The sequence below is a fragment of the Citrobacter sp. wls708 genome (assembly GCF_005281255.1).
Taxonomy (GTDB): domain Bacteria; phylum Pseudomonadota; class Gammaproteobacteria; order Enterobacterales; family Enterobacteriaceae; genus Citrobacter; species Citrobacter werkmanii.
This window is the reverse complement of record NZ_SZXE01000043.1, coordinates 113,857-131,159: the sequence shown is the minus strand read 5'-3', so window position 1 is coordinate 131,159 and position 17,303 is coordinate 113,857. Positions and strand designations below refer to the sequence as shown.

15 protein-coding genes are annotated in these 17,303 nt (G+C 54.0%); 3 read left to right on the top strand and 12 right to left on the bottom strand.

Going from position 1 to position 17,303, the window contains the following annotated elements:
- Positions 1-127 precede the first annotated feature (127 nt).
- From kduD to FDW97_RS21880, 4 genes are all read right to left on the bottom strand, one after another.
- On the bottom strand, positions 128-889 hold the full coding sequence (gene kduD, locus FDW97_RS21895) for a 2-dehydro-3-deoxy-D-gluconate 5-dehydrogenase KduD (RefSeq protein ID WP_003033923.1): 762 nt from the start codon (positions 887-889) through the stop codon (positions 128-130).
- A 58-nt stretch (positions 890-947) separates the two neighbouring features.
- Positions 948-1,784, bottom strand: coding sequence for a 5-dehydro-4-deoxy-D-glucuronate isomerase (gene kduI / locus FDW97_RS21890; RefSeq protein ID WP_137351617.1), 837 nt, complete (start codon positions 1,782-1,784; stop codon positions 948-950).
- Between the two features lie 480 nt (positions 1,785-2,264).
- On the bottom strand, positions 2,265-3,443 hold the full coding sequence (locus FDW97_RS21885) for an acetyl-CoA C-acetyltransferase (RefSeq protein WP_006686936.1): 1,179 nt from the start codon (positions 3,441-3,443) through the stop codon (positions 2,265-2,267).
- A 102-nt stretch (positions 3,444-3,545) separates the two neighbouring features.
- Entirely contained in the window at positions 3,546-4,430 is an 885-nt protein-coding gene (locus FDW97_RS21880; protein ID WP_121529516.1) for a LysR family transcriptional regulator, read from the bottom strand.
- Positions 4,431-4,531: 101 nt separating this feature from the next.
- Here FDW97_RS21880 and FDW97_RS21875 point away from each other — a divergent pair, with 101 nt between their 5' ends.
- Both FDW97_RS21875 and FDW97_RS21870 read left to right on the top strand, forming a co-directional pair.
- Positions 4,532-4,987 (top strand): multidrug/biocide efflux PACE transporter, encoded by a 456-nt coding sequence (locus FDW97_RS21875; RefSeq protein ID WP_085048788.1) that lies wholly within the window; start codon positions 4,532-4,534, stop codon positions 4,985-4,987.
- Positions 4,988-5,129: 142 nt separating this feature from the next.
- Positions 5,130-6,359 carry an amino acid permease gene (locus tag FDW97_RS21870; RefSeq protein WP_038633372.1) on the top strand — a complete coding sequence of 410 codons (1,230 nt, stop codon included), beginning with the start codon at positions 5,130-5,132 and terminating at the stop codon, positions 6,357-6,359.
- Between the two features lie 783 nt (positions 6,360-7,142).
- Here the strand turns inward: FDW97_RS21870 and rcnR are convergent.
- The gene (rcnR, locus tag FDW97_RS21860; RefSeq protein WP_003825567.1) at positions 7,143-7,415 is read right to left on the bottom strand and encodes a Ni(II)/Co(II)-binding transcriptional repressor RcnR; all 273 of its coding nucleotides are present in this window, start codon (positions 7,413-7,415) and stop codon (positions 7,143-7,145) included.
- A 120-nt stretch (positions 7,416-7,535) separates the two neighbouring features.
- Between rcnR and FDW97_RS21855 the strand changes: the two genes are divergently transcribed.
- Positions 7,536-8,417, top strand: a complete 882-nt coding sequence (locus FDW97_RS21855; protein WP_137351616.1) for a nickel/cobalt efflux protein RcnA — start codon at positions 7,536-7,538, stop codon at positions 8,415-8,417.
- A gap of 45 nt (positions 8,418-8,462) precedes the next feature.
- On the opposite strand, the gene FDW97_RS21850 is transcribed toward FDW97_RS21855, so the two are convergent.
- The 7 genes from FDW97_RS21850 to FDW97_RS21820 form a co-directional block, all read right to left on the bottom strand.
- Positions 8,463-9,845 (bottom strand): amidohydrolase family protein, encoded by a 1,383-nt coding sequence (locus FDW97_RS21850; RefSeq protein ID WP_137351615.1) that lies wholly within the window; start codon positions 9,843-9,845, stop codon positions 8,463-8,465.
- Positions 9,846-9,857: 12 nt separating this feature from the next.
- Positions 9,858-10,808, bottom strand: a complete 951-nt coding sequence (locus FDW97_RS21845) for a carbamate kinase family protein (protein WP_087856767.1) — start codon at positions 10,806-10,808, stop codon at positions 9,858-9,860.
- Positions 10,809-10,834: 26 nt separating this feature from the next.
- The gene (locus tag FDW97_RS21840; RefSeq protein WP_038633383.1) at positions 10,835-12,385 is read right to left on the bottom strand and encodes a hypothetical protein; all 1,551 of its coding nucleotides are present in this window, start codon (positions 12,383-12,385) and stop codon (positions 10,835-10,837) included.
- A 120-nt stretch (positions 12,386-12,505) separates the two neighbouring features.
- Entirely contained in the window at positions 12,506-13,921 is a 1,416-nt protein-coding gene (locus tag FDW97_RS21835) for a DUF1116 domain-containing protein (RefSeq protein WP_038633386.1), read from the bottom strand.
- Entirely contained in the window at positions 13,921-15,468 is a 1,548-nt protein-coding gene (fdrA, locus tag FDW97_RS21830) for an acyl-CoA synthetase FdrA (RefSeq protein ID WP_137351614.1), read from the bottom strand. Before fdrA ends, FDW97_RS21835 begins: the two co-directional genes overlap by 1 nt.
- The gene (locus FDW97_RS21825) at positions 15,446-16,234 is read right to left on the bottom strand and encodes a DUF2877 domain-containing protein (RefSeq protein WP_137351690.1); all 789 of its coding nucleotides are present in this window, start codon (positions 16,232-16,234) and stop codon (positions 15,446-15,448) included. The genes fdrA and FDW97_RS21825 overlap by 23 nt, the downstream gene beginning before the upstream one ends.
- A gap of 126 nt (positions 16,235-16,360) precedes the next feature.
- On the bottom strand, positions 16,361-16,966 hold the full coding sequence (locus FDW97_RS21820) for an ankyrin repeat domain-containing protein (RefSeq protein ID WP_038633392.1): 606 nt from the start codon (positions 16,964-16,966) through the stop codon (positions 16,361-16,363).
- Positions 16,967-17,303 lie beyond the last annotated feature (337 nt).

The window sequence follows — 17,303 nt, the reverse complement described above, 5'->3', positions numbered from 1 at the left end:
ATTAAACATTACAAATTCATACATATATAATTATGTATGGATTAATTTATAGACAGAATATGGATTAAAATAACTTAAAACCAAAAAAACCCTGCCAGATGACAGGGTTTGTTGTTCAGAGAATGTATTAACGTGCCAGCCAGCCGCCGTCTACCGCAACGGTATAGCCGTTAATATAGTCAGACGCGCTGGACGCCAGGAACACAACAGGCCCCATCAGGTCGCTCGGCAGTCCCCAACGTCCTGCCGGAATACGATCGAGGATTTCTGCGCTACGCTGCTCATCAGCACGCAGTTGCTGAGTGTTGTTAGTCGCCATATAACCCGGCGCAATCGCGTTGACGTTGATGTTATGTTTTGCCCACTCGTTCGCCATCAGACGGGTGACGCCCATTACGCCGCTTTTAGACGCGGTGTAAGACGGAACGCGGATACCGCCCTGGAAAGAGAGCATAGAGGCGATATTGATAATTTTGCCGCCGTTACCCTGAGCGATAAAGTGCTTCGCCGCGGCCTGAGACATAAAGAATACGCTCTTAATGTTCAGGTTCATCACGTCATCCCAGTCTTTTTCGCTGAAGTCGATCGCATCGTCACGACGGATAAGGCCCGCATTGTTGACCAGAATATCGATATGGCCGAATTCTGCCACTGCGCGCTCCAGCAGAGCTGGAATACCATCAATTTGGCGCAGGTCGGCGGTCAGACTCAAGAAACGGCGGCCCAGTGCGGTCACGCGTTCGATGGTTTCCGTCGGTTCAACAATGTTGATACCGACAATATCGCAACCCGCTTCCGCCAGCCCCAGCGCCATACCCTGACCCAGGCCGGTGTCGCAACCGGTCACAACGGCGACTTTACCTTCAAGAGAGAATGCATTCAAAATCATTGTAAATCCTTAATTTTTTATAATGCCCGCCGCAGGCAGGCACGGCTGTCGCCCGCAACTAGCGCAGATCTTTGACGGCGACATGGTCCATATCATCAAAGACCTGGTTTTCACCCACCATGCCCCAAATGAACGTATAAGCTTTTGTGCCAACGCCTGAGTGAATAGACCAGCTCGGCGAAATCACCGCCTGCTCGTTGTGCATCACAATATGACGCGTTTCCTGGGGCTGTCCCATCATGTGGAAGACGCAGGTATCTTCTTCCATGTTGAAGTAGAAGTAGACTTCCATACGGCGTTCATGGGTATGGCACGGCATGGTGTTCCACAGGTTGCCCGGCGCCAGTTCAGTCAGGCCCATGCTCAACTGGCAGGTTTCCAGCACATCCGGCACAAAATATTTATTGATGGTGCGACGATTACTGGTGAGGTTGTCGCCCAGCGTCACTGGCGCAACGTCAGCAGGCGTGACTTTTTTGGTTGGATAAGTCGTGTGGGCCGGTGCGCAGTTGTAGTAAAACTTCGCCGGTTTCGCCGTATCAACGCTGGCAAACACGACTTCTTTTGCCCCTTTGCCGACGTACAGCGCATCACGATGACCAATTTCATAGCACTGACCGTCAACGGTAATCGTGCCCGGACCACCGATGTTAATCACACCCAGCTCACGGCGTTCGAGAAAATAGGTTACGCCCAGTTGTTTACCGACTTCGCCACCCACAGAGACGGTTTTGGCCACAGGCATAATACCGCCGACAATAATACGGTCGATGTGGCTGTAAATCATGGTGTATTCATCTGCGACAAATACTTCTTCGACCAAAAACTCATTACGCAGCCCCTGAGTGTCGAGGGTTTTTGCATGCGCACTATGGATGCTTTGTCTTACGTCCACATTTACCTCCAGTGATAAATTGACCGTGAATACTTTAACGAATAGCAAAACGCTGTTCCGTTTTATCTAATGCGCTCATGATAGCCCTCCCGGATAGGGTTTTCAATTACAAATGAAACGTTGTTTCACTTTTTCCGCATCTTATTATCAAAAGTGTAATTGCGATCACGCTCGGCAAATAAATCGCGGGAGCACTTCAAATAAAATCATTTAAAACAATTAGATAGATAAAACACAAAGGAGATAATCATGAGTGGCAGGGGTAAGACATTGAAAATACAGCCGGGCACATACGATGTTCGCACACCTTTGCTGACAAAGTGCGCAGTCAATCACATGAAATGAAACAATGTTTTGATATATTGACGGCGTTTAGAGTGTATGTTTCTGTAACTGGCCTTGCCCTCCTGTTGGAGGGCTTTTTTATGGATGCCGGGGTAACACACAAAAAAGGCGTTTAAGAAGGGAAATCCAAGATCGTTAGTCTCGTTCGATAGCGAGCGCCACCCCTTGACCGCCGCCGATACACAGCGTTGCCAGCCCTTTGTGCGCCCGACGTTTCACCATTTCATGCACCAGCGAAACCAGAATACGACAACCCGATGCGCCAATCGGATGGCCAAGCGCAATAGCGCCGCCGTTCACATTTACCCGCCGCTCATCCCACTCCAGCATTTTCCCAACGGACAATGCCTGCGCGGCGAACGCTTCGTTGGCTTCGATCAGATCAACATCAGCCAGTTGCCAGCCCACACGCTCAAGGCAGCGGCGCGTAGCATACACTGGCGCAATCCCCATCAGTGCGGGATCGACCCCGACGCTGGCGAACGCGCGAATGCGGGCCAGCACCGGCAAATTCAGCTCCTGCGCCTTGGCCTCGCTCATCATCATCACCGCGGCGGCGCCATCGTTGATGGATGAGGCGTTCCCCGCGGTGACCGAACCGAGCCGGTCGAAGGTAGGATCCAGACGCGCCAACCCTTCCGCACTGGCATCGGTACGCGGTTGCTCATCGGTATCCACTACGAATGATTGGCCATTACGCTGGGTCACCACCGGCACGATTTCATCTTTAAAGCGTCCGGCGTCGATAGCCATCCGAGCCTTGTGTTGCGAGTGCAGCGCGTAGGCATCCTGTAATTCACGGCTAATGCCATATTCCCGCGCCAGGTTTTCCGCAGTGACGCCCATATGATAATCGTTGAAAGCATCCCACAGACCGTCATGCACCAGGCTGTCGACCAGTTGACTGTTCCCCAGTTGTGCGCCAGTGCGGCTATCGGTAAGGACATGCGGCGCACGGCTCATATTCTCCTGCCCGCCGGCAATCACAATGTCAGCTTCACCGCACTGGATAGCCTGGGTCGCCAGATGCAGCGCTTTCAGCCCCGAACCGCAAACATCGTTAATGGTGATGGCGGAAACGGTATTAGGTAGCCCACCATTGATGGCGGACTGACGGGCCGGGTTCTGCCCGGCACCTGCGGTAAGCACCTGCCCGAGGATCACTTCATCCACGGCGTGAACATCCACGCCCGTGCGTTCCAGCAACGCTCTGACCACCATGCTGCCTAACTCAACGGCAGAGTGGCGCGCCAGTGTTCCCTGGAAGCAGCCGATCGGTGTCCTTAACGCCCCGACTATCACAACCTCTTTCATCACTACCTCAGCGCAAAATAACACCGCAATAGTAGATGATTGTTAAAAGTAGTTATCAAAGTTGTTTAAAAATGGTGATTTTTATCACAAAGGAATTTCGTATCATTTATTGGTCATCTGAACGCCACTCTGCTGTAAATGGTCGCGCAGCCAACTTCCCGCCACGCCAGGCGGTGATTTCTTATTCCACAACAGATCGATAGAGATAGCCTTTGGCCAGCCGGACACCTGTAGCTGAACCAGCGGTTTTTCCGCGGCAAACTCCTCCACCAGCGCACAAGGGAGCGCGCACCAACCGAATCCCTGAACCGCCATACTCAGCAACAACAAATAGTTAGGCGCTGACCAGACCGGTCCGCGCGCCACGTTAGTACCGCTTTCCAGGTAGGTATTCAGGCGCAGTTCGCGCCAGGTGTGGAGTTGTTCCCATTGTAGTTTTTCCTGACTCGCCAGCGGATGCGAGTCCGCAACGTACAACCCCATCCAGGACTGCATCGGCAGCCGCGTCACGCCCATGTCGGTCGGGTAATCCTCTCTTGCCTCAATCAATCCGACCTGCGCGCGCCCTTTTTGCAGCAGATCGATCACGTCTTCATCTTCACCAATCAGACATTCAAACTCGGTATGCGGAAACTTGCGGTCAAACTGCACCATCAGTTCTTCCAGCACATCCGGGTGCAGCGTGTCCGAAAGCACGAAGGTCAGGCGCGCCTCCGTCTCACCCGACAGCGAGATTGCCGCCTCATCGAGACGTTCGCTGGCCGTCAAAATTGCCTGCACATAGCCCAGCACCCGTTTACCTTCTTCGGTCAGCGTTGGCTGACGGGAGGATCGGTCAAACAACGCAAAACCGAGATCGGCTTCCAGATGCGCAATTGCCGTACTGATAGTGGACTGGCTTTTACGCAGCCGTCGGGCCGCCGCAGAAAATGAGCCGCAGGAAACGGTCTCTACAAATGCCGTTAACGCTTCAGGAGAGTAACGCATGAACTATCTACTTTATCGATGGATACTATCTTTTAGATATCACATAAAACGATAAAATTGCCACCATTCCGTTATCCGGGCATCAAAGAAGGTTTTAGGTTATGCAACACGATATAGTCCAGCGCCGCTCGTTAGTAGAGCGAATTTTTCATGCCGTTTGTTTTGAAGGCATTGCCACCGCGATCCTTGCGCCGACTACCGCGTGGCTGATGCAGCGTTCGGTGCTGGAAATGGGCGGACTGACCATTATTCTGGCTACCACGGCGATGATCTGGAATATCATTTATAACGCCCTGTTTGACCGCTTATGGCCGTCGCATCGGGTAAAACGTACGGCTAAAGTTCGCGCCTTTCACGCCTTAGGCTTCGAGAGCGGGTTTATTGTGATCGGGGTGAGCATCGTGGCCTATGTGTTGAACGTCAGCCTGCTTCAGGCATTCACGTTGGAAATAGGTTTCTTCCTGTTCTTCCTGCCGTACACCATGTTCTATAACTGGGCGTATGACACATTACGCGAGCGCATGATGAAGCGCCGCCAGCAGCGCGTTACTGCCTGATAATTCAATAAATAGTCGGAATTATCTTGATTCCGGCTATTCATCCATTCACCAGCCCGCTTGTTCACACTTCCCCCAGCCCCTCTCATTTGTGGTAAATTGCGCTTCTTTTTGTTTATTTTATAGTTGATACGTTCAAATAATGTCGAAAATTTGGTCAAAAGAAGAGACTCTCTGGAGCTTCGCACTATATGGGACTGCCGTCGGCGCAGGAACCCTCTTCCTCCCCATACAGCTGGGTTCTGCAGGCGCGGTGGTGCTGTTTATCACCGCCCTCGTGGCCTGGCCGTTAACCTACTGGCCACACAAGGCGCTGTGCCAGTTTATCCTGTCGTCAAAAACGTCAGCAGGCGAAGGCATCACCGGTGCAGTCACCCATTACTACGGCAAGAAGATCGGTAACCTGATCACCACTCTCTATTTTATTGCCTTCTTTGTCGTCGTGCTGATCTACGCCGTGGCGATAACCAATTCACTCACCGAACAGCTGGCAAAACATATCGCCATCGATTTGCGTGTTCGCGTGCTGGTGAGTCTCGGCGTGGTGCTGGTACTGAACCTGATTTTTCTGATGGGCCGACAAGCCACCATTCGGGTTATGGGCTTTCTGGTATTCCCGCTCATCGCGTACTTTTTGTTCCTTTCGCTCTACCTGACCGGAAGCTGGCAACCAACGCTACTCACCGGCCAGATGTCTTTCGATCAGCACACGCTTCATCAGGTTTGGATCTCTATTCCCGTGATGGTTTTCGCTTTTAGCCATACGCCAATTATCTCAACGTTCGCCATTGACCGACGTGAGAAATACGGCGAGCAGGCCATGGGTAAATGCAAAAAAATCATGAAGGTCGCCTACGTCATCATCTGCCTGAGCGTACTGTTTTTCGTCTTCAGCTGTTTGCTTTCGATTCCGACAAACTATATCGAAGACGCGAAAAATGAAGGCGTGACCATTCTGTCAGCGTTATCGATGATGCCAAACGCACCGGCATGGCTGTCGATTTCCGGGATTATTGTCGCCGTTGTGGCGATGTCAAAATCGTTCCTTGGCACCTACTTTGGCGTGATTGAAGGGGCAACAGAAGTGGTAAAAACGTCGCTGCATCAGGTGGGCGTGAAGAAAAGCCGGGCTTTTAACCGCGCCCTGTCCATTATGTTAGTTTCGGCCATTACGTTTATCGTCTGCTGCATTAATCCTAATGCGATTTCAATGATTTACGCCATTAGCGGGCCACTCATCGCCATGATTTTGTTTATCATGCCGACTCTCTCCACTTATCTGATACCGGCGTTAAAGCCGTACCGTTCAGTGGGTAATCTGATCACTCTGATTGTCGGGTTGCTGTGTGTATCTGTGATGTTTTTTGGCTAGAACATATAGTTAACGGCTCATTCTCCTGAAATTGGGTGCGATGCCGCTCATTTAACGACTCAGTTTCAGAAAGTATCAACCTGTGTTAGCGGAAGTAATGAACATGCTATCTCAGAGAAAGGGTTCCGTTCACCTCATGTTCATTGTTTCTCTGAAGTACCGATTCCTGTGAACGTGCAAGGGAGGCTCACCGCCGCCTCCCTTGCAACCCAGGCTCCCGGCGGGAAAATCGTCGCTACGCGATTCATTCGTCTTATGCCGTCTGCCTGTCGGGTCGGGGCGGAGCCTGCGTCCATGCAGGCCGTCCCCTCTGTCCGCATCCCTGCGGACAGCCCCGGTCAGCCGTCAACAACTCATCGATTTTCAGCCGGACCGGAGTCATCGCTTCAACGCTCTGACTTCCGTTAAATCTGTTTTGCTGTTTAAACAAAAAACGCAAATGGTCAGGTGTGGGCTGGTCCGGCTGAAAATTGCCGACGTGTTTCCGTAAGGCCGGGAGAGCCAGCATGGATGCTGGCTCAGGACGCGCTTTGCAAGGACGCTACCTCGCGCCCGGCCCGGTAGCCTGGAGGAATGAGCGGAGGGGACCGCGGAGCGGCAATTTTCCCGCCGGGAGCCGGGATTGTAAAGGGCGTGGCGAAGAACGCCCTTTACACGTTCACGGGTATCGATGCTTCAGATAAATGACACTGCTGAGGTGAACGGAACCCTGAGCAAGAATCACATATTCACCCTACATGCTTAACTTGACGGTATTGAACGTGAATGAGCCGTTCAACTGACTTATTTGATATACGAATCCAGTACTTTCAGGACCACATCCAAATCTTCTTCGCGCTTTATTTCATCGCCCTGATGCACGATGTGCTCGGTCAGATGCCCCTTAATCACCTCACGCATTAACCCGTTTACCGCACCGCGGATCGCCGCGATTTGCTGCAATACTGCCGCGCATTCATGCGGTTCATCCAGCATGGTTTTCAACGCCGCTACCTGCCCCTGAATCTTACTGGTTCGGGCTTTCAGCTTTTGTTTGTCGCGGATCGTATGTGACATAGCTTTACCTTTTTAACGTCTTGCCGTAGCGACAATACCATCGACATTCTACTGGGGGGTAGTATTTAATACTGGGGGGGAGTAGAATCGGGCAAAATTAAACAACTAAGAATCATTCTCATGGGTGAGTTTTCTACACTTCTTCAGCAAGGCAATGCCTGGTTTTTCATTCCCAGCGCGATTTTATTGGGTGTGTTACACGGTCTGGAACCGGGACATTCGAAAACGATGATGGCGGCCTTTATTATTGCCATTAAAGGCACCATCAAACAGGCGGTGATGCTGGGGCTGGCGGCTACACTCTCGCATACCGCCGTGGTGTGGTTGATAGCACTGGGCGGGATGTATATCAGCAAAGCGTTTACCGCCCAGGCCGTTGAGCCCTGGCTGCAGTTTGTCTCGGCGATTATTATTCTCGGCACTGCATTCTGGATGTTCTGGCGCACCTGGCAGGGAGAGCAGAACTGGCTGGCCCGGACGCATCACGAGCATCACCATGATCATGACGATCATCATCATCACCACCATCATCATGACCACGATGATGCTCATCACCATCATCACCACGAACACGATCATGACCATGCCGCGCTGGCAGGGCTGAGCGAGGATTCAAAAGAGTATCAGGATGCCCACGAACGGGCGCATGCCACTGATATTCAGCGCCGCTTTGCGGGCAAAGAGGTCACCAACGGCCAAATATTACTGTTCGGCCTGACCGGCGGGCTTATCCCGTGCCCAGCCGCCATTACGGTGCTGCTGATATGCATCCAGCTCAAAGCCTTCACGCTGGGCGCGACTATGGTGCTGTGCTTCAGCCTAGGACTGGCGTTGACGCTGGTGACGGTGGGTGTGGGCGCAGCAATCAGCGTACAGCAGGCGGCCAAACGCTGGAGTGGATTTAATACGCTGGCACGCAAAGCGCCTTATTTTTCCAGTGCGCTCATTGCGATGGTCGGCTTATATATGGGGATCCACGGCTATATGGGGATCGTCGGTTAACGAGCAGTGTGCGCAGCAGCAGTTGCCGCTGCGCGTAAATCCAGACTAGCTTGCGACATTCCCCCACACCAGTTGTCCTTTATGGAAGGTCGCGGTGCGGGGCGAGATGCGGGCAACCGCTTCTGCCGAACAGGAGGCATCCACCAGCACAAAGCTGGCTTCATCCTGCGCTTTCGGCCACACGCGTTCACCTTTATCGTTTAGCGGCAGCACATCGCCGGTGGCAAGAAACAGCGCGCGCGACAGGTTAAGCTCGTTGGGGCGAATATAGAGCTGCGCGTACAGATTCGCCTTCTCCAGCATGTCTCCCAGCCCGTACGGCGACCAGTGGTCAATCACGCTGTCGGTCCCGGTAATCACCTCCACGCCTTTGTCACGCAGTTGTTTGAGCGGCATATGCAGCGTGCCAATCGGCACCGTCGAGGCAATGGTAATCTGCTGAGCCGCCATACGAGTCGCCAGCGCGTCAACCTGCTGTTCGTTCAGCGTTGCCAGCGCGAAAGCGTGGCTGATGGTCAGTTTGCCCTTCAACTGCGGCGTTTTCTCTACCGTTTCCACCATGTAATTCACCGCCGCCACGCCCGCCGGGCTGGTTTCGTGCAGATGAATATCCACGCCTTTATCGTAATCCAGCGCAATCTGGAACATAGTGTCGAGGGATTTTTCCATCGCCCCGTCCACGCTGGTTGGGTCCAGACCGCCAACGTAATGCGCCCCCGCTTGCATCGCTTCACGCATCAGCGGTTCAGATTTTGATAACAGCAGGCCATGCTGCGGAAATGCCACGATTTCACAGGCAAAACCCGGCTGACGACGCGCCAACACCGCCTGCAAGTTTTCCAGGTTTTTCAGCCCGGAAACCGGTTCGATGTTGCAATGGCTGCGAGCAATCGAGGTACCTTTAGATTGCAGCAAATCGATAAGCTTTTCCGCGCGCTCCTGGGTGTAAGGCTGGAGTTCAGGCAGCAGCTTTTGCTCCAGGCGGATCATATCCTGAATCGTGGTGCCAGCCGGACGGTTCAGTGAGCGCCACGGACCGCCATAAAAGGTTTTATCCAGGTGGATGTGCATGTCGCGCATAGCGGGCAGCATCAGCTTGCCGCCCGCATCGTAGTGCGGCAGTGTCGCATCCGGATGCTGCTTATTCTCGCGCAACGCAACGATTTTTCCGTCCTGGATTTCGATGGTTTGCAGCGCGGTACGGGTATGGACTGCCACCGCGTTTTCGTAATCAAACCCTGCTTCCAGCAGAACGTTGTCCAGGTAATAGTGTTTATCGTTAATCGTCATTGTGCTCTTCGACCCGCAGGTGTTCCCGACAGGATTAGCAGCATACGCGACCGGGGCCACCGCGCCAAACAGCGCGGCAGCGGTCACCATTTTTCCGCTCTGGCTTAAAAATTCGCGGCGGCTGTTACTTTCTTTCATTCGCATCTCCTCTCAGGAATGGACAATGTGGGTACCCGTTTCGCCGCGGAGTGCGGCGGGCAGACATTCCGGCGTGGTGATGATCACTCGCTTACCTCCGCGTGCCAGGAATGTCAGGCTGGCAACGATTTTGGGTAGCATGCTGCCCGGCGGGAAATGTCCTTCCTGCATATAGCGGGTCATCGTGGCGACATCCACCGTATCCAGCGCCTGCTGCTCAGGTTTGCCAAAGTGAATACACACTTTCTCAACACCGGTGGTGATCACCAGAATGTCGGCGTGAATCTCCTGCGCCAGCAGCGCTGTGGAAAGATCTTTATCAATCACCGCGTCCACGCTCTGGTAATCACCTTGCTCACCACGCACCACCGGGATCCCGCCGCCGCCCGCGCCAATCACCACAAAGCCTTGCCGGGTTAGCGCCTTAATCGCCTCCGCTTCGACGATGCGCTTCGGCTCTGGCGAAGCGACCACCCGACGGTAGCCGCGCCCGGAATCCTCCACAAAGCGCCAGCCGGGATTGACCCGCAGCAGTTCATCGCGCTGGGCTGCGTTAAAGAATGCGCCGATAGGTTTGGTTGGATTAGCGAAGCCCGGATCGTTTTTGTCGACCTCCACCTGGGTCACCACGGTGACCGCTTTCTGCTCGCCGCGCCGCGCCAGACGATTGTTCAGCGCTTGTTGGATCAGATAACCGATGCCGCCCTGGGTATCGGCGACACAGTTTGCCAACGGGGTCAACGGCAAACCTTCACGCTCATGCGCGATTTCCGCCCGTCGCAGATCCAGCCCCACCTGCGGTCCGTTACCGTGCGTCAGCACAATGTTGTAGTCCGATGCCAGCATCTCCAGCACCGTATCCGCCACCGCTTTCACCGCTTCAGCCTGGTGCGCAATCGACTGGCTGGCGTTATCTTTGATAATGCTGTTGCCGCCAATGGCAACGACCACAAGTTCTTTCATAGTGTCATCTTCCGCTTGCAGGCGATTCAGGTGGATTTTGTCGGTTGCTGCTCAGGCGCAGTCACCGCTTCACGGCTGTCGAGCACATGCTTGAGGACAAACATGCCGCTCATCATCAGGTAGGCCAGCACAAACATCATTGAGCTGCCCTCTGCAAAGCCGACCGCCGGGGAGTGGATCACGCCAAACAGCGACAGCAGTGCGCCAAAGGCGGCGGCAATCGCCCCACGCAGCGGCTTATTCATAATGGCGAAGATGGCGACACAGCCCCACAGCATGCTGGCCAGCGGCGCGCCGCTTCCCAGATGCACCAGCCCGTCGTAATAGACGCCTTTGCTGTGCAGCAGGTCGCTACCGAGCTTACCGGCTGACGTACCGGCCGCGCCCATCACGCTATTAACGATGGTTAGCGCCCAGTTAGCGATCCATGGGAACAGACAGATGAAGATAACGGGAACCTCGACTTTGGGCGTTTCTCGCACCACCTGGTTGGCGGTCACCACGCCGATAAACACCAAAATCGGCACTATCGCGGTCATCGGAATAATGGCGAGCATAAACGCCCCCAGACCAAACAGCGGTACCAGGAACATGGTGATGCCTGAAGCGAGGGTGTAACCAATGCTGGCGCCCATCGCCTTCCAGCCTGCATGGCCGACATACACGGTCACCGGGAACGGGTTGCCCAGCATGCAACCGAGCATGGAGGCAAAACCGTTCGCCATCATGACCTTACGGGTGTTGTACTCATCGCCTGCGGCGTGCGCGCTTTCTATGTTTTCGAGGTCAAAAATGTAGTTCGCCAGACCCAGAGGCACCGCAGACGCCAGATACGGCAGCGCGTGCGGCAACCCTTGCAGGAAGCTGTCGACATGAATTTCCGGCGGGTTAAAGCCAAAAGAAGACATCGACGCTTTAATCGCTTCCGGGCTTTGCAAACCCGAGATCCACGCCAGGGCCGTCCCGGCAATCAGCAGCAGCAAACCGGTAGGAATACGGGCAAAAATCGGCTTCTTACCGAACCAGTTAATAAAGATCAGCAGCAGGACGATGAAAGAAACGGTTGGCGCTTCAAATGCCTGCAGCATTGGGTTCATCGCCAACAGCAGCAGGCCCAGGCCGGATAAACAAGAGAGCAGTACCGTTCGTGGGATCATCTTGCGGATGGTCTCGCCCAGGAAGGAGCCGCCCACCAGGATTAACGCTTCCACAAAGCACCATACCAGCGCAATCTGGATGGCGAAGTTGGCATCTTTGGTTTGCTGATAAACCGGCATCAGCACCAGGAAGGTCACGGTAAAGATCGACGGTGCGCTCGGCCCGGACGGCAGCGCCGTTACGTCATTACGTCCGGTGTGTTTTGCCATTTGCAGGCCAAACCAGGCGTAGCAGACGCTGGCCACCAGCACCGCCAGGCCAAAGGCAGGCGCAATGCGGCCATAGACTATTTCGGTTGGGATCCCGACGACAAAAATGAGCAGCCCCATCATTGTCAGCAGGTTCGTCAGGTTGTTGGTCATCAGCCCAAAGTAAGCCGCCCAGTCACCACGTTTCCATTCTAGTTTTATGCTGTTCATGGAATATCCTTAACAGGTTAAGCATCGTTTGCGATCGCGGAGATCGCCCAGCCCTGCAGGTAAGCAACGTTTTGCGCTTTGCTACTGTGGGGCTAACACCGTTAGCCCCGGTTGTTGTTATTAGCAGTAGCGGTCACGCCAGTTGAGGATCGCCTTTTCAAAACAGGCGAACGGCGGGTGAACGATTCCGGCGCCGATCATGCCGATCCCCGCATCTTTGTGCGCAATGGCGGTGTTGATCACTGGCAAAATGCCGGTGCTGCCCACGCGCGTAATGTCGATAGCAGTCGGTACGCCCATAAAACCGAGCAGCGGAATGGTAACGTTGGGGTTTTCACCGAGGGTGATTTCGCGCATCTGGCGAGAGAAATCGACCGCCTCCTCGACCGTACCGCCGACCAGCGCCACAATGGCAGGCGCCGTCGCCATGGCAAAACCGCCAATGCCATAGGTTTCGGTAATCGCGCTATCGCCAATATCGCGCCCGGAATCTTCCGGCTTATAGCCCGCGAACATTGGGCCAATCACCTGCTGCGCCGGACCGGTAAACCATTGCCCCGGCAACCCGCTGACGCGCAGACCGAACTCGACGCCGTTACGCGCCATCGTCGTGACCACGGTGCTGTATTCAATGCCGTGTGCAGCGTCCATCGCGGCTTTACACATCGCCATCCAGGTCGGCCCGGAGAAGTAATCACTGCTGAGGACGAACTCGAATACCTCGCGCTGCTGCTCAACCGGATAACCGGTCTGGATGATCCACGGCGTTAGCGCCTGAATCAGTAGCGCCGTCCCGGCGTTGTTACGGTTATGGCATTCATCGCCCATGTGCAACGCCTGCGCCAGCATCAGACGCAGATCGATTTCGCCCGCCAGTTTCATGGCATCACGCAGCATCGGTCCCATCACATCGCGCATCCAGTTCAGGCGATCGATAACGCTCTGATCGTTCGCCCCCATGCGCAGGATCTTCGCCATCTGCTCGCTCATATTGGTATATGCGCGGTTGCCGTAGGTTTTGTTCTCCACGATGTGCATAAACATCGACGCCGACGTCACACCCGCCATCGAGCCAACACAGTCATGCTCGTGGCACGGAGAGAAGATGATCTCCCCCGAGGCGGCCAGTTCGGCGGCTTCATCCAGATCTTTCGCCAGCCCTTCAAACACCAGCGCCCCGGTTACCGCGCCCTTCATCGCGCCGCACATTTTTTCCCAGCGGATCGGCGGGCCGGCGTGCAAAATGGTGTTGCGGGTCATGCCCGGCACCACGTTGATGGCCTGGTCATAACCAATCAGCACCGGATGTGACTGGATGATGCGCTCCAGCGCCTGCTGGTTAGCGGCCGCGATTTTGTCCGCCAGCGGCGAATCAGCAATGTCGTCCAGCGCCGCGACCACCTGCATGTTGCCCTGGCCCGGCGGCGTCCAGTCAAGCTGGGTTACCGGTACGTTCTGCTTTTTCAGGTCATCGCTGAACATCGCGATGCCGACGTTAATCACGTTCAGCGGCTGGTTAAACAGTGTCTGGCTCATCAGGCTTCCTCCCCTTTACAGATAAATTCACGCGCCAGCAATCCGGTGTTGGTACTACTGCTCGCCCAGATAACCCCGGCATCGGTCAGCATCTGGCACTGTTTTTCCAGCGACGGCGTATCGAGATCGGTTCCCAGCACATAGCCGAGGATTTCCAGAGGACGACCCTCTGCGGCAGCGATCGCTTTGGCTTCAACGATCGCGTCCAGCATCACCCCGACCGGATCTTCATGCGATCCAAATCCAAGCACGAAATCCATCACGATCACGCCCACTTCAGGATCGCGCGCCTCCTGCAACAGACGACTGATACGGTTGGTGGGATCGATCATCGGGTGTGGTTTACCGTTGGTAAAATCGTCATCACCGAAATCAAGGAAGGTATGCGCCACGCTGCGGTTGAGATCTTTCAGGCGGAACGCCGGATCGGGGTGAATGTTGCTGTAAACCTGCGCGTGTTTTTCCATGGCGGCAAACATCGCCTCATCACACAACGTGCCGCCGCAGAATAAGCCACGGATGTACTTTTGCTGTGGGGTCAGGCGGGCGCGGACCTCTTCAATCAGCGGCCAGTTGAGCGGATGCAGGTCCAGGCTCTCTTTTTTCACGCCGGTCAGCAGCACCGCTTTCAGCGCCGCTTCTTTGGTACCGCGTGCAAACTGCAGACCTTGTTCATCCGCAGGCGCGGCTTCGCGTCCGAGGAAGCACACCACGACTGGCTTTTGGCAGGCGCGCGCACGCTCCAGCACCTTGCGCGCCACCGCTGGGGCAGGAGGTTTAGAGATAAGCGCAATGATTTCGGTTTGCGGATCGGCTTCCAGCATGCCAATCGCATCAAGCATCATCAGGCCGCCAATCTTCTCACTCAGATCGCGACCACCGGTGCCAATCAGTTGGGAAATCCCGCCGCCAAATTCATGAATGCGCACGCTCAGTTCCTGGCTGCCGGTGCCGGATGCGCCCACAATCCCAATGTTGCCGCGACGTACCGCGTTGCCAAAGCACAGCGCCGCGCCGTTAATAATGGCGGTTCCGCAGTCTGGCCCCATCATCAACAGCCCCTTTTCGTGCGCCAGCTGTTTTAGCGCCAGTTCATCCTCAAGAGAAACGTTGTCAGAGAACAGCATCACATTGAGGTTATTTTGCAGCGCCTGACGCGCTTCACGCGCCGCAAACAAACCGTTGACCGAGATCACCGACAGATTGCTGTCAGGAACATGCTTTTTCGCGCTGGCGAGCGTGGCATAGCGCGCTTCATGCTGGCCGCCCTGCTCTTTATGCGTAAACAGATCTTCAATTGCGACCAATGTCTGGTCGTTCGCCGCCTCGCTGGCGCCTTTAATGACAATCATCAGGTCGCCACTTTTGGCCTCTTCCAGTTCAGGCGTCAGCAGGCCGAGATTCTTCAGCACGCCCTTGTTCATTTCCGTAGCCATCGCCACGAATGCCTGCTCAACGCCATCGAGCTTATTGGCGCGTGTGGAGATAGACATCAGTGAAACGGAATCAAAATACGTGTTCTTTTTAACAACTATCCTGATCGACATAATTCCCTCCGGACCTGTGGCTCAGGGCGCAGGCGTCCGCCATGCCATACAGCATGTCGCAGCCAGAACTTGAGCCGATATTTTTAATGTCAGTAATATATTGCGTAGAAACGGGTTGTTGCTCAGTAATAATATGCTGCAGCAGCCGCACGACGCTTTCCCGATAACGTTGATGCAAAGCTTCTTCGAGCGTTATTTTGCTAAGTAGCGTCGTATTATTTCCGGCGCATTGTAATGCCGCTAAAAAATCCCCACGATATTTCTCCAGCGGATGTCCTGGGATTAATAAAATGGCACTTAAGCCCACTAAATAATCATCGGATGATGGCGTCAGGCCAATTCCCAGACCAATTAAATGGCTGGCCGCTGTTGAAATATTTACTCCCGTATATAGCGCCGCTATTAGTGTCTGTCGGCGGTTGAGTAATTGACGGGTGATTTCCTGATAAAACGGGTTGTCCCCCTGATACAAAAATAATGTGTCGTCGCTGCTTAACTGTTGGCGGATTACCTCTTCCCAGCGCTGCCAGTGGACTGCGGCGAGGGTGACTGCATCTGGTGCCCACTGTGGTATGCGCCACGGCAGGCAACCAGAGGTCTCTATCCATTTATCTTTGCCAACGGCTATCCCCGACTCGGTAAATCTGACCTGCTCACCGGGGAGAAACAGGTTCGCGCAATGCGTCAGCGCCAGTCGACAGCTATTAGGCGCGTTATCACAACCTTCACTCAGCAACGTCAACAGTCGCTGCTGGTCAGGTATCAACAGGTTCACCGCGCGGGAAAAAACCTGTTCAACTTGCCCCGTCCCCCGGAAAGCGAGAAACGCGCTATCTGCGGTTAGCGCCTGTACGCATCGCCGTGATGGCGTAGCGATAGCGGCGCTCCTCTGTCAGGCTCCGGCGGCAATCAGCAGCTCGGCAATTTCGTGATAACCTTTCTCCCGCGCCAGTTCCAGCGGGGTTTTACCGTATTTATCCGTCATATGTGGGTTTGCGCCATGGTCAAGTAGCAGCTTGACGATCTCTTGCTGCTTCGCGCCGCCATCATTAAGCACAATGGCTTCCAGAAGCGGCGTCCAGCCCACGAAGTTGGTATGGTTGACATTGATATCGGTACGCAGCAGCAGCTCGCGCACGATCTCCACATGACCTTTTTCACTGGCTGGCGTAATGCCTACGCCGCCAAAACGACTCAGGCAGTTAAGGTCGGGGTTAGCAGGTAATACGGTACGCAGCAGCGTTAAATCGTTCGTCAGGCAGCTAATCAGGAAAGGATTAAAACAGGTTTGGTCCTGTTTATTAATATCGGCACCGGCGGCAATCAATAAAGAAACACAGTCATAATGCTTATTCAGGCTGGCAATAATAATGGCGGTACGTCCCTGGCGGTTCGTGGCATTAATATCCACATTTTTTGCCAGACAGGATTTTAATCCATCGGCATTACCTTGTTCTGCCGCCAGCAGAAATTCAGTAATGAGTTCTTTCTCTGACATAATTGCTCTCCTGCAGTTTTTTAGACTTTCTAAATATCCGATAAGCTGAGAATAGCAACAGAGTGTAGAGAATAACATCCGCTTAAATTTCATTCATCGTAAGCGCGTCAATTATTGAATAAAATTTAACAATGAGAGCAAAGCGTGCTGTAGTGCAATCTTTCCCTTATGGCTGGGGCGTTTTTTGCCACTCATGAATAGTCGGGTAAATCAAGCGGTATGCTGCGCGGATAGCGGCCTGCAATTAATATGCAGAAGTGTGATTGCCTTCAAATCAAATGTAAAACTAGTGTTAAATTCTGTTCAAAACTGATTGCTCTGTATAAGGATTACAAAT

Excerpts from the sequence above, each read along its gene's own strand:
- kduD (WP_003033923.1), bottom strand. The coding sequence starts at position 889 with ATGATTTTGAATGCATTCTCTCTTGAAGGTAAAGTCGCCGTTGTGACC.
- FDW97_RS21885 (WP_006686936.1), bottom strand. The coding sequence starts at position 3,443 with ATGAAAGAGGTTGTGATAGTCGGGGCGTTAAGGACACCGATCGGCTGC.
- FDW97_RS21880 (WP_121529516.1), bottom strand. The coding sequence starts at position 4,430 with ATGCGTTACTCTCCTGAAGCGTTAACGGCATTTGTAGAGACCGTTTCC.
- FDW97_RS21875 (WP_085048788.1), top strand. The coding sequence starts at position 4,532 with ATGCAACACGATATAGTCCAGCGCCGCTCGTTAGTAGAGCGAATTTTT.
- FDW97_RS21870 (WP_038633372.1), top strand. The coding sequence starts at position 5,130 with ATGTCGAAAATTTGGTCAAAAGAAGAGACTCTCTGGAGCTTCGCACTA.
- rcnR (WP_003825567.1), bottom strand. The coding sequence starts at position 7,415 with ATGTCACATACGATCCGCGACAAACAAAAGCTGAAAGCCCGAACCAGT.
- FDW97_RS21855 (WP_137351616.1), top strand. The coding sequence starts at position 7,536 with ATGGGTGAGTTTTCTACACTTCTTCAGCAAGGCAATGCCTGGTTTTTC.
- FDW97_RS21850 (WP_137351615.1), bottom strand. The coding sequence starts at position 9,845 with ATGAAAGAAAGTAACAGCCGCCGCGAATTTTTAAGCCAGAGCGGAAAA.
- FDW97_RS21845 (WP_087856767.1), bottom strand. The coding sequence starts at position 10,808 with ATGAAAGAACTTGTGGTCGTTGCCATTGGCGGCAACAGCATTATCAAA.
- FDW97_RS21840 (WP_038633383.1), bottom strand. The coding sequence starts at position 12,385 with ATGAACAGCATAAAACTAGAATGGAAACGTGGTGACTGGGCGGCTTAC.
- FDW97_RS21835 (WP_038633386.1), bottom strand. The coding sequence starts at position 13,921 with ATGAGCCAGACACTGTTTAACCAGCCGCTGAACGTGATTAACGTCGGC.
- fdrA (WP_137351614.1), bottom strand. The coding sequence starts at position 15,468 with ATGTCGATCAGGATAGTTGTTAAAAAGAACACGTATTTTGATTCCGTT.
- FDW97_RS21820 (WP_038633392.1), bottom strand. The coding sequence starts at position 16,966 with ATGTCAGAGAAAGAACTCATTACTGAATTTCTGCTGGCGGCAGAACAA.